Annotated in this window: 8 protein-coding genes; 3 read left to right on the top strand and 5 right to left on the bottom strand. The window is 54.6% G+C overall.

What is annotated here, in order from left to right:
• Positions 1-226 precede the first annotated feature (226 nt).
• Together HQL65_15655 and asnB are read right to left on the bottom strand one after the other, a co-directional pair.
• Entirely contained in the window at positions 227-1,345 is a 1,119-nt protein-coding gene (locus HQL65_15655; protein ID MBF0137670.1) for a glycosyltransferase, read from the bottom strand.
• Positions 1,342-3,246, bottom strand: coding sequence for an asparagine synthase (glutamine-hydrolyzing) (gene asnB, locus HQL65_15650; GenBank protein MBF0137669.1), 1,905 nt, complete (start codon positions 3,244-3,246; stop codon positions 1,342-1,344). The genes HQL65_15655 and asnB overlap by 4 nt, the downstream gene beginning before the upstream one ends.
• Positions 3,247-3,354: 108 nt before the next feature.
• Between asnB and HQL65_15645 the strand changes: the two genes are divergently transcribed.
• Positions 3,355-3,666, top strand: a complete 312-nt coding sequence (locus tag HQL65_15645; GenBank protein ID MBF0137668.1) for a DUF3800 domain-containing protein — start codon at positions 3,355-3,357, stop codon at positions 3,664-3,666.
• On the top strand, positions 3,663-3,938 hold the full coding sequence (locus HQL65_15640) for a hypothetical protein (GenBank protein MBF0137667.1): 276 nt from the start codon (positions 3,663-3,665) through the stop codon (positions 3,936-3,938). Before HQL65_15645 ends, HQL65_15640 begins: the two co-directional genes overlap by 4 nt.
• Here HQL65_15640 and HQL65_15635 read toward each other — a convergent pair.
• Genes HQL65_15635 through HQL65_15625 form a run of 3 tightly spaced genes read right to left on the bottom strand, consistent with a single transcriptional unit; the run spans position 3,891 to position 11,207 of the window.
• Positions 3,891-6,155 carry a response regulator gene (locus HQL65_15635; protein ID MBF0137666.1) on the bottom strand — a complete coding sequence of 755 codons (2,265 nt, stop codon included), beginning with the start codon at positions 6,153-6,155 and terminating at the stop codon, positions 3,891-3,893. The genes HQL65_15640 and HQL65_15635 overlap by 48 nt on opposite strands.
• A complete protein-coding gene (locus HQL65_15630; protein MBF0137665.1) occupies positions 6,148-10,077 on the bottom strand; it encodes a response regulator in 3,930 nt (1,309 codons plus the stop codon). Before HQL65_15630 ends, HQL65_15635 begins: the two co-directional genes overlap by 8 nt.
• Entirely contained in the window at positions 10,074-11,207 is a 1,134-nt protein-coding gene (locus tag HQL65_15625; protein ID MBF0137664.1) for a hypothetical protein, read from the bottom strand. The genes HQL65_15630 and HQL65_15625 overlap by 4 nt, the downstream gene beginning before the upstream one ends.
• 360 nt (positions 11,208-11,567) lie before the next feature.
• Here HQL65_15625 and HQL65_15620 point away from each other — a divergent pair, with 360 nt between their 5' ends.
• The gene (locus HQL65_15620; protein MBF0137663.1) at positions 11,568-12,302 is read left to right on the top strand and encodes a response regulator transcription factor; all 735 of its coding nucleotides are present in this window, start codon (positions 11,568-11,570) and stop codon (positions 12,300-12,302) included.
• Positions 12,303-12,512 lie beyond the last annotated feature (210 nt).

Here is a 12,512-nt window from a genome sequence, read left to right as displayed (position 1 = left end):
AAAAACGAATGAAAAACTGGGATGGAGGTCCAGGAGGAAGGGCTGTGCCCTTCCTCTTGGCGGGGTTTGGGGCGGAGCCCCAATAAAATCTTTCTTTCCAATTTTTTATATCCAAAAGTTAATAGACAGCCCCTGAGTATCCAGCCTGGACATCCAGCCATAGATATCTAGCCTAGACATCTAGCCTAGACATCTAGCCATATTGTGGAGGAATGCGGTTGCCCGGTCAAGAACTCTTGCGACCAAGAACAGACAGGACGATTTGTTCCATCCTGTCCAGCATGATTTCCAGGCCGCAATGGGTCTGGGCATGGAGGAGGGCACTGTTGCCCAGGGTGCGGCGGAGTTGTGGATTTTGCAGCAGATTCCGGAGTGCCTGGGCCAGGGCGGGAATATCCCTGGGGGGGACCAGGATACCGGTCTTATCCTGTTCGACAAGTTCCGGAATGGCCCCGACGGTGGTGGAAATGACGGGCAGGGCGGTACACATGGCCTGCATCAGGGCCTGGGGAACGCCTTCGTTGGCGTAGGAGGGGAGACAAAACATATCCAGTGCCTGCAACCAGGTGGGCACATCATCCTGATTGCCGGCCATGATGACCCGGTCCGCCAGGTGATTGTCCCGAATCTGCTGCTGGAGATTTTCCCGTTGCGGGCCATCGCCGATGATGAGCAGGTGGACGTTGGGTAGGTCCAAAGTGGCAAAAGCGGCGACCAGATCAGCATGACCTTTCCAACTGCGCAGGGTGGCGACGATGCCGATCAGGAGGGCATTTTCCGGCAGACCCAGGCGCTGCCGGGCCGTTCGTTGTTCAGCCGGATGAAACCTTTGCAAATCAATGCCCGTCGGAATGGAAACGATGCGCTGTCCGGTAAAGCCGTTATCCTCGATCAGTTGTTGGCGAATCCTGTTGCCGGTGGTGACGATACATGCTGCGGCCCGGGTATAAACCCAGCGGGTGGGCCAATTGCGGGGTACGGGGGCGGAAATGTGCCGCATGCGCAGGATATGGGGACGTGGAGAGAGAAAACGGGTGGCCAGGGCTGCCAGCCAACTGTCCGTGGAGCTGTGGGTGATGATGAGATCAACGGGTACCCGGCGCAACAGGCGTCCCATGGCCAGGAGACCGGCAAGGTTTTTGCGGCCAATGGGCAGCGGTGCCACGGGAATTCCCAGGCGACGGGCTTCGCTTTCCAGTTGCGTGCCCGGTACACAGACGAGCAGAACCGGGTAGTTGCGCTGGATGAATCCCTGCATTTCGGTCAGGATGCGAATTTCCTGTCCACCCCAACCTTGGGAAGATTCCGTGTGCAATATGTGGGGGCGGCGCGGGATGGCGTTCATGGCGTGTCACTCTTGTCCCGACCAGGAAAAGATTCGGTGGGTTGTACCAGATCCTGCATGGGGTGACGTTCCAGCCAGGCCAGCAGGACCAGGAACGTATAGACCAGTCGGTGGGCGACCCGTTTTCCTGCCTGCAGATTTTGCCAAAGACCCGCAACTGCCGGGGCATGCAGAAAAGGCGCAAGGGTCTTGATTTTATTTTCGGTAAAAAGATCCTCGCCAGCACCACGCCATGTTCCGGGCAGCAGGGAGGGCAGGGGTACCGAAAAGCCGTGTTTCGGGCGATTCCAGACGGTTTCCGGGAGGGTGCGGCGGGCAATCTCTTTCAGGATGGCCTTTTTGTTGGTTGAGGTGTCGCCATGCACGGTGGCGGGGAGAGAAAGAACGGCATCCACAACCGGATTGCCGAGCATGGGCACCCGCACTTCCAGGCCATGTGCCATGCTGGCCCGATCCGTTTTCACGAGACAGTTTTCCGACAGATAGGTCCAGAGATCGGCGCGCATCAGGGCTGCCGTATCCATGCGACCGCCGAACTCTGCCAGCAGGGCATGCCAGAGTTCCAGGGTTTTGGGGACCTGACACAAGGGCAGGGCCTCCGGGGTCAAATAACGGGCCATGCTTTTGCGGGAGACGGGCCAGGGACCCAGTTCCACCCGCCGATAGAAGAGCAGATCCCGGCCATGCAGGGTGCGACGCAACAAGGCACCCGGCAACCAACCCCGTTCCACAAGGTACCGCAGACCGGCCTGTCCGAAGCGTTCCGGAAAATCGGCCTCGGTTTGGAAAAAACGGCCATAGCCTCCGAACAGTTCATCGCCGCCATCACCGCTGATGGCCACGGTGACCTGTTGCCGGGTCAGTCTGGCGAGGGCGTGGACCATCACATAGGAGGGATCGGCCAGGGGTTGATCGAGGTCATGCAAGGCGGCCAACAGGGTTCTGCCGTCAATGTGGGGGGCATCGAGTTCATGGTGTTCGCAGCCAAACTGTTGGGCCACGGCCCGGGCCTGGGGGGTTTCATCGAATTCCTCTTCGGCAAAGCGCATGCTGAAGGTTTGGATGGGACGGGTGGTCGTTTCGGCCAGGTAGTGGACGAGCAGACTGGAATCGATGCCGCCCGAAAGAAAGGCCCCCAAAGGAACATCGGCCAACCGTTGCCGCTGCACACTCTCCCGCAAAGCCGCATCCACCCGGGTTACAATCTCTTCGCGGGGGGGAGGGGGATGCGGTGAGGGGTGGGGAATGGACCAATACCGTTCCAGAGAGATTTTTTGCTCCCGGGCCTGGTAGCGCAACTGATGGGCCGGGGGGAGTTGCTGCACGTCGGCCAGAAAGGTGTGGGGGGTACAGGGGGTCTGAAAGGCCAGAAAATCCCGCAAGGCGGCTCCATTCAAGCGCCTGGGAAAGCCGCGCAAGGCCAAAAATGGGGCCAATGTGGAGGCAAAGGCGAATCCCTGTCCGTGGGCATATAAAAATGGTTTGATGCCGAACCGGTCCCGGGCGGCAAAGAGGGTTTGTTCCGGTTCATGCCACACGGCAAAGGCAAACATGCCATCCAGCCGCCTGGGCAGGGAGTCTCCCCAGGCCTGATAGCCGACCAGCAACACTTCGGTATCCGAACGAGTTGTGAAACGATGACCGAGTTGTTCCAACTCCTGGCGCAGGGTGGGAAAATTGTAGATTTCGCCGTTGAAGACCAGCGTCAGATGCCCGGAGGGGGAGCGCATGGGTTGCCGTCCGCCTGCCAGATCGATGACCGACAAACGGGTATGTCCCAGGGTGACGGGACCCAGGTGGAGCAGATCATGGGCATCCGGTCCCCGGGAATCCAGAGTGGCCAGGGCGCTGGCGGCATCCTCCTGCCAGGGAGTGGCGATGAGTCCGAAAATGCCGCACATCTCTGGAAAAATCTCCTGGAAAAAAATACATGAAAGACGTTTCCGATTGTTTCCTGGAACGGTACATTTTGCAACAGGTATAGGGAACAGAATGAGGAATGCAATGATATGAGCTACCTGTTGTTTCTGGACGAAAGCGGTCAAGACCGGAGGGAATCCCCGTATGAAGTGTTGGCTGGAGTTGGGATAGAAGATCGGGATCTCTGGAATCTGACCTGTCTGGTTCAAGATGCTGAGGAACGCTTCTTCGGTCAGCGCGTTTCAACTGGGCATCTTGAACTCAAAGGGAAAAAACTTATCAAGAGCAAGACTTTTCGTTTGGCAAACCAGCTTCCTCCCATGGCACCAATGCAGCGCTCCGCCTTGGCAAAATCTTGCCTTGAAAAAGGGGATGTTGCACTGGGAAGCAAAGCCACTTGACCACGGCTATCCAGATGGCTGATATCATTGCCTATCTGATCGTTTGGGGTGTGCGTGTTGGTTCCATGAGTCGTCCGGCCCGCCCTGAGCTTGGGGAGCTTGCCAACAAGGTCTGCGAGTCGGCTATTTGGCTTGGAAAAGTCAAGATTATTTTTTGCAATACGGATCCGGCCACGGATCCTGGCAGAAAACAGCCTCGAACAACGGATGACCAGTGGCGCGTTTCACATGCGGGCGTGTTCTTCCAGAAACGAAACGGCCTTCTGTACTGATTTTTGCAGGTCTTCCAGCAGGGTGGATAGAGAGGGGGTATCTGCATTTCCGGCCCGGTTTCCCAGGGCCGTGGCACACCGTTCCACATCTGCCAGACCATAACTGCCGGAGATGCCGGCCAGCTCCAGGGCACGCTCCCTGATCTGGAGGAGGGACGGGGAGTCCTGGCTGCTCTCGGTGAGAATGCGTTCGAGAAGTCCTGCGAGGGATTGTTGTGCCATGCGCAGGAAGTTTTGAAAATGATCATCGCCCAAATCCTGGTGAAAGCTTGCCAGGCGTTGTTCGGCGAGGAGGGCATCGGCCAGCCTGGCGGCCTCTTCTTCCAGGGTGACAATCAGGTTGCCAATCCTGGTCATGTCTGCATTTCTTGCTGATTTTTCAATTTCGAAAGCGCATTGGGCCAGGCTTGATGAACCGAGTTGGCTGCTGCTGCCGCGCAAGGCGTGAGCGGCATTTTTCAAGAGATCCGGATTGGCGTCGGTCCAGGCCTGCCTGATGGTTTGAATTTTTTCAGGCAATGTTTGGAGGAAGTGTGCCACGAGTATGTCAAAATCTTCGCCCATATCTGCACGCAAGACCAAAAAAGCCGCACGATCCAATATCAGGGGAGTCCTGGTTGGCAACTTGGTGCGAGCGGGTGCCGGTGAAGCATCCCTGGCCAGCCAGCGCAAAATGGCTGATTGAATGCCTTGGCGGGTTACCGGTTTGGTCAGATAATCATCCATGCCGGCGGCCAGGCATTTTTCCCGGTCTCCCTCCATGGCAAAAGCGGTCAGGGCCACGACCGGGGTATGTTGCCCTTTTTCGAGGTTGCGAAAAGCCCGACAGGCGGTATACCCATCCATCTCCGGCATCTGGCAATCCATGAAAATGAGATCGTAGGTTTTGTGTCGCAACAGCTCTACGGCCTGCCGGCCATTATCGGCATAATCTATTTGAAAATCAAATCTTTTCAGCATGCCACGCAGCACGGCCTGATTGATCGGATCATCTTCGGCTACCAGAATTTTCGCCCTGCCCGCCCAATGGGTCAGATGTGTCAGCGATTCCGGAATCCCTGTCGTCAGCGATTCCGGCGTTCCTGTTGTCAGCAACATGTCTTGTGGAGCCAGGCTTTGCTGAATCGGCAATATGACCCGAAACAGGGTTCCTGCGTTAAGCGTGCTTTCGACTTCGATGTGCCCTTTCATCAATTGGACCAGTTTTTGGGAAATGGCCAGCCCCAAACCGGTTCCCCCATGTTTGCGGGTGGTGGAACTGTCGGCCTGTTCGAAAGATTGGAACAGTCTGGATAAATGTTCCGGGGAGATGCCGACGCCGGTATCTCGTACTTCCAGATGGATCAGCAGGCCGTGTTCAGGATGCAGCCTGGGCAGGGCGGTGAGGGTCACCCGTCCCTGTTGGGTAAATTTGATGGCATTGGACAGAAGGTTGACCAGAACCTGTCGCAGGCGGGTCGGGTCGCCGACAATCCAATCCGGCAATATATCATCAATATTTGTATTGAATTCGATGGCTTTTTTTCTGGCAAATTCCTTGAACAGAATGGTCGCGTCATTCAAAAGTTGATACAGACTGAAAGAAATGGCCTCCAATTGCAGTTTATCGGCCTCGATTTTTGAATAATCAAGCACATCATTGATAATATTCAGCAGGGCGCGTCCAGAGGTCAGGATTGTCTGGGTGTATTCCCGGCCTGTTGCATCCATGTCAATGTCCAGCAGCAATTCAGCCATGCCCAGAATGCCATTGAGAGGGGTGCGAATTTCATGACTCATGGTGGCCAGGAAGGTGCTTTTGGCCTTGTTGGCGGCTTCGGCCTCCCTTTTTTTGGCTTGCAGGGTCAGATGGGTCAGGACCCTGGCCCGCACAATGCTGGGCCGGATCGGCTTGGAGATAAAATCAACCGCTCCCAGGCCAAACCCGTGGGCTTCATCCTCTTCCGAGTGCCTGGCCGTAATGAATATGACGGGAATATCGGCTGTTTCCGGTCGGGCTTTCAGCTTTTGGCATACTTCGAAGCCATTGATTCCAGGCATGATGATGTCGAGCAGAATCATGTCTGGATAGGGGGGGGCGGCAAGTTTTTTCAGGACCTGCTCACCGGATGATGCCACCAAAACCTGATAGGTCTGTTTCAGGGCACTGCCCAGGACATGAAGGTTGTGGTGTTCATCATCGACGATCAGGATGCGGGGCCTGGGTTGATCACTCATGTTCCGCTTTCTCTTGTTCACGAAAGGCAATACAACCGGATGGGTTGCCTGGATTGTCTGGGTTGCCTGGATTGTCTGGGTTGCCTGGATTGTCTGGGTTGTCTGGATTGCCTGGGTTGCCTGGGTTGCTTTGCCAGAGCCTGATGGTTTGTTGCAATTCGGCCAGGGTTGCCAGGGCGGCATCGGTCGCAAAAGCCAGGATTTGCCGTTCCAGCCTGGCAAACAAGGCAGACTCCTGTCCCTGGAGAGTGGAGGCCATGGTTGGCAAGTACTCGATGGCCATGTAATCCCCTTGTTGCAACATGATTTCCAACTCCTGACACTGGTTGATCAACAGGGGCAGATCCAGGATCGTCCAGGGTGCAAGCGGCGGTGCAGCCGGTTGGGCAAGGGTGTTTTCTGTCGGCAATTGATCCAGACCTTGCACAACCCGGTTGAGTTCCATGCCCCATGCCGTCACCATGGCTCTGTCGGCAGACCCTTTTTTGAGTCCCTCATCCAGTTTTTGGGAGGCGACGTACAAATCGGTCATGCCCAGGTTGCCGGCGACTCCCTTGATGGTATGCACCAGTGGTGACATCTGTTCCAGTTGATTTTGCTGCCAGGCGGCAAGAATTTCATGGGATGCAGCACGATAATCCCGGGCAAAAGTCAACAGGGAGTGATGCAACAGGTGCTGATTGCCATGCACCAGACTCAAGGCTTGCTCCAGATCAACCCCCGGCAACTCTATCGGCAGGAGGCTGGTGTTTGACAGGCGGGCGTTGGGCAGGCCGGCGTTTTTTCCATCTTCGGGCAGGATTGGCATACTCGGGGATGTCGGAGGTTGGGGGATTTTTTCACCATCTCCGGGTCGCAGCCATTTGAGGAGGATATGAAATAATTTTTCGGGATTGATGGGTTTGGTCACATAATCATCCAGGCCGGCATCCAGACAACGTTGCCTGTCCTCAGCCAGGGCATGGGCAGTCATGGCAATGACGGGCAGGTGCCGGTTGGACCCCTGGCGACGTATGGCTTCGGTTGCCTGAAAACCATTCATGCCGGGCATCTGGATGTCCATCAGCACAATATCAAAAGTATTATTTGCAGCTTGTTCAATGGCCTCCTGACCGTTTTTGGCAGGGACGACCACGGCACCATGATTTTCCAGGAACTCCTGGGCAATTTCCCGGTTGATGGCAATGTCATCCACCAGCAATACCCGGATACCCAGGATTCGTTGCAACTCCTTCCGGGTTGGTCTCCAAGTCATGGTCGTTGGACGGTCCCCGGTGATGTCATGGCGACCGCCGAGGGCACGCATGATGGCATCAAACAGCTCCGATGGTGTGACCGGCTTGGTCAAATGGCCGGCCAATCCCATTTTTTCGGCATTCTGGATCACCTCTTCCCGATTGTAGGCCGAGACCATGATCAGGGTTGGCAGATGAGACAGAGCCATGGCGTACCGGATCCGACGCGCTGTTTCCAGTCCATCCATGTGCGGCATTTTCCAATCCAGCAAGACCAGGCCGAAAGGTTGCTCTCCCGGGGTCCGATCCATTTTCTGCAAGACATCCATGGCCGCGAAACCGGAATCAACCGAGTCCACCCGAAATGAAAAACTCTCCAGCATTTCAGTCAAAACAGAACGTGCCTGGTCATTGTCATCGACGACCAGAATGCGCAAGCCTCGCAGTTGCGGCTCCATGGGAATCAGGGGGTGGCTTCCTGTTGTCTGGCCACGTCCGAAGGTCAGGGTAAATGAAAACGTACTTCCGATGCCCAACTCACTCTCAACCAGCATTTCTCCATGCATGGCCGTGATCAGACGTTTGCAAATGGCCAATCCCAAGCCGGTACCACCATATTTGCGGGAATGGGAGACATCCGCCTGGGAAAAGGGTTGAAATAAGCCATCAATTTGTTGCCGACTCATGCCGATGCCGGAATCTGTCACCCAAAAACGCATGGTCACCTGTGCAGGGGTCTCCACAACGGGTTCAATGCCGATATGGACTTCACCTGTCTCGGTGAATTTCAAGGCATTGCCAAGCAGATTGATCAGGACTTGCCGTATGCGCAAGGGGTCCCCGATCAGAATGGTCTCTTTCTGAATGTGACAGTAAATCAAAAATTCCAAATTTTTTTCTTCTGCCCTGCCTGCCATGAGTTGCACGACATCATCCAGCAATTGATAAACATTGAAATTTATCTGTTCAATCTTCAGTTCCCCGGCCTCGATTTTTGAAAAATCGAGAATATCATTGATAATATCAAGCAGGGCATGTGCGGCATTTTTGATGGTGGTTATGTATTTGTCTTGACGTTCGGTCAGCCCGGTTTTCAGGATCAGGAGCGTGGTGCCGATGATGGCATTCATGGGGGTGCGGATTTCGTGACTCATGTTGGCCAGAAAATTGCTTTTTGCCTGGTTGGCCGCATCGGCCTTTTTTCGGGCATCATGCAAGTCGCGGGTACGTTCGAACACCCTGTTTTCGAGTTCATTTTTTGCGTTGAGAATCAGATCCTTTTCTCTTTGCGTTGCCAGTTCCCTTTCCTGGCGCAAAATGTTGATGTTGTCGGCCATGGCCAGGGAGAGAAAGGCCGCCTCCAGCCAGACGCCGATCCGTCCCATCCAGTTGGACAGAATTGAGGTGGACACATAGCCTTGAAAGCGGCCCCAGCCGATAATAAAACCAATAACCAGAAAGATCCAGGCGAAGGTCAAAAGTCTGGCTTTGCGCACGCCCCGCCACCAGAGCCATATGCCCAGCAGCGGAAAAATGGGAGCCAGACCAACGATACTGAACATGGTCAGAATCAACCCGGTTTTCTTGAATCCGATCAAGATCAGAAAAATTGAAAATGCGTAGAGAATCAGCAGTAGTTTGATCAATCGGTCCATCCTGGGTACCAGGATGGGCGTGTCCAGGAAAACACGGTTAAACTGCCAGGCCAACAGAGAGGCGAGAAACATGGCCAGGTTTGGAACCTGCTCAGTCAACAGGGCAGAATTGGTATAAATATAACGATGGCCATAACCCAGGATTGCCGTGAATGCAATTGCATAGGTGGCTACATAGGCAACATACCAGAAATATTCATGCGAGCGTGTTGATATTAAAATAAATAAATTATAAAACACCATGAAAAACAGACCGCCGAGATAAATTCCGGTCAGAATGCTGTTCTTGTCTCGGTACCCGGTAAATTTATCGGGTGTCCAAAGCACAAGATCGGCATCGATATACCCCACCTTTGCAAAAGCCATCCGGATGTAAATCTGACTGGTTGCCTGTGGAGGAGTTTCCAGCGGGGCGACCGAGGTTTCAAAGGGGATGGGACGGTTGGAGAATGGCCGGTTGTCTCCCAGATGCCATGCCTGTTCGGGACGACCCGGGGTCAGGTCATGAACATCCAGAAAATCCAGGGTTGCAAAGGTTGCCTGAATATACCAGGATCGGGATTGATCAGAGGGGTTGATCACTTCCATCCGCATCCACCAGGCCGAGGTGGAAAGGCCCTGACTGCTGATTGATCCCAGCGGGCGAAAACGCCTGGCCATGGCCGGTTGGGTCACGTCGGCCAGGGTCAGAGAGCGATCCGGATCCTCCAGGATCAGGAGATGGGGAGTGGCAGACACGCCATCCATCTGCGCGGCAAGTTGCAGGGCCGTAACACCCTTTGCTGCCACAATCGATGCGGGCTGAATGACCCGGGGCGGAACCATTGCCGTTGCGGCAACCGGTGCGGGCTGAATGACTTGGGGAAGAGCCGTTTCCGCTACGCCAACTGGTGCGGGTTGAATGACCAGGGGCGGAGCCGGGTCTGCTGCCGCAACCGGTACCGACAAAAGCATCAAGGAATAAAAGGAAAACAATAGAAGAGAAGCCGTGATGACCAGTATCTTGATTGGTTGTTGGTCACCACGCTTCACGGGTTCGTTCCTTTCCGGTGCCCGGGGCCTTGAAAAAAGAAATCCATGCGCAGTTCAACAACACTTGCTTCCGGGGTGTTGCGGCCCCAGAGAGTGGTGCCTAAGGCGAGATACAGGTTGACAGGCACGCCCATGGGGATCAGACCAAGACCCAGGGTGGGTTTGAGGAGCAGACGCTGCCAATCCGTGCCTTCGACGGTGTACAATCCACCAGCAAAGGCAGCCTGGTTGCGGTCAAATCCTTGTTGTTTTCCCTTCTCTTCCCGACTGTAAATGAGAAACACGCTTGGCATCAGTTCAACGTGGCCCAGGGGGTAGCGCCATTGTGGTTCCAGTTGCACATCGTGGTGCAGACCGGGTTGAAATTCCATGCGTCCGGAACGGGTTGCATCCGTGGGCAACAAGGCTGAGCGGGAACCAGGCAAGCCGTATTCATGGCGGGTGTGGAGGTTGATGAAAAAATTGTCATTGACTGGATGGTCGTACCAGCTCCACAAGGTCAAATCCCATTGGCCGTCCCCGGTAGAGGTGTCCCGTGGATCAAGGGGATTGGCGACATGTCCGGTAGGCAGACGCACCCCCCCGCCCAGACTGAAACGGTGCGGGGATTTCTGGTCACCGACAAGCTGTCCCTTGATTCCAAGCAGAATGTCTCCCAGGGCATGATGATTGGCATCGGTGTTGTCCAGTTGGGACACAGCCACGGTCAGGGCACTTTTCTGGGCAGTTGGCAGGCCATCCCAGCCAGCAGCACGATTCAAGACAGCCGATTGTGTCAGGTTGGCATCCAGGATGGGGATCCAGATCCCGAGATCCAAATGTGTGTTCCAACCGTAATCCACGGTCAGGTCGGTTCTCTGGAGTGTGTATCGGGCATCATTTTGAATGGCATAGAGATTGGGTGCAGCAGGAGCCACTCCCTTGGCGGCCAGTTTGTCGAGGCCCATCTGGCCCAGTGGCTGCCGGTGTCCGGAAGCATCATAGGCATCCTCTGCCCATGACCAGGATTGATACAAACGTATCCGGGTCACCCCTTCCGGAAGCAGTCTCGCATCAATGGCCAGAAGATCCCAAGGCCACACCAGCATGAACAAGGCCAGCCATGGAACAATCGGTTTCAGTCGTGTCATGTCACGCCCTTTTCGCGCAGGTATGGGGCAAACTTCATGTCCGTATCCATGATGTGTTCAAGCAACCAGACTTTGGCAAAAGCCAGCAGATCGATGACCGCCGAGCATATTCCAATGCTTAAGCCAAAAGAACAATTGCTAGGTAAATAATCCGAATCGGGACTGAAATAAATTGAAAATCAGGAGAAAGTTTGTTGAATTGTTGATAAAATATTGACAAAATGTTGAGAACAGGATGGGGTGGGTTCATGGCTGGGTGGCTTCCTGAAGAATCTCATGCTGGTCGGGACCTTTTCCTTTTTGCTTTCAGGTGATATAAACAAACGTCAACATGCTTTCATCCCTGGTGAGTGCGTCTGGATGCGCAGAACGACCCCCTTGATCGGCCTGCTGGAAGATGATGCCAGCATGCGGTTTCTGATGAGTTCCTATCTGGAAAAGTCGGGATACAGGGTTTTTACCTGTGCCACCACGACCGAATTTTTGGCCGCTTTTGCCAAGGAAAAGCCTGATTGCATACTGCTTGACCTGAATCTGCCGGATGAAGATGGCCTGGTCGTGGTCAGAAAAATTCGTTATCACTCCAATCTGCCCTTGTTCATTGTCTCATCCCGCAACAGCGAACAGGATCGCGTGGCCGGTATTGAACTGGGTGCCGATGACTACATCACCAAACCGTTCCATCCCCGTGAGCTGGTAGCCAGAATTCACAACATTCTCCAGCGCAATGCCAGATTTTCCGCGCCGGGAAACCGTGTTTCGGAAGCAAATTCCGGCGTGATTCATTTCCGGGGCTTTTCTCTGGACCTCGAAAAAAGACGCCTGGAAACAGAGCAGGGTGACCAGATTATTCTGACCCGGGGTGAGTTCAACTGTCTGGCAACCCTGGTCAAGGCCAGAGGGGCCGTGGTGACACGCGAGCAACTGAAAGACGCCATCTCACCGCGCCAGGAACCACCCCAGGATCGTACCGTGGATTCAATTGTTTGTCGGCTGCGACAAAAAATGCATCCGGAAAACAAGAAGGCCAATCTCATCGCAACCGTATCGGGGTATGGATACCAGATGGATCCGTGTGCCCTGCAAGCTTCATGAAACGGAGTCGGTCGTGCCAAAATAAAATGGGATTGCCGGATGAATTCGTGTGCCCTGCAAACCATGTGACGGGGTCAATACTTGATCCTGAAGTCGATATTGTCTCCCAGCAGGTTTTTCTCAGAGGCCGTCCATTAACCCTCGGATAAAAAAATATTGGAAAGAAAGATTTTATTGGGGCTCCGCCCCAAACCCCGCCAGGAGGAAGGG

This window comes from Magnetococcales bacterium (assembly GCA_015228935.1).
In the GTDB taxonomy this organism is placed as follows: Bacteria; Pseudomonadota; Magnetococcia; order Magnetococcales; family DC0425bin3; genus HA3dbin3.
The sequence above is the reverse complement of the archived record's forward strand: the minus strand, read 5'-3'. Positions and strand labels throughout refer to the sequence as shown.

Coding starts and splice junctions, on each gene's coding strand:
- HQL65_15625 (MBF0137664.1), bottom strand. CDS start 11,207: ATGACACGACTGAAACCGATTGTTCCATGGCTGGCCTTGTTCATGCTG.
- asnB (MBF0137669.1), bottom strand. CDS start 3,246: ATGTGCGGCATTTTCGGACTCATCGCCACTCCCTGGCAGGAGGATGCC.
- HQL65_15645 (MBF0137668.1), top strand. CDS start 3,355: ATGAGCTACCTGTTGTTTCTGGACGAAAGCGGTCAAGACCGGAGGGAA.
- HQL65_15635 (MBF0137666.1), bottom strand. CDS start 6,155: ATGAGTGATCAACCCAGGCCCCGCATCCTGATCGTCGATGATGAACAC.
- HQL65_15620 (MBF0137663.1), top strand. CDS start 11,568: ATGCGCAGAACGACCCCCTTGATCGGCCTGCTGGAAGATGATGCCAGC.
- HQL65_15655 (MBF0137670.1), bottom strand. CDS start 1,345: ATGAACGCCATCCCGCGCCGCCCCCACATATTGCACACGGAATCTTCC.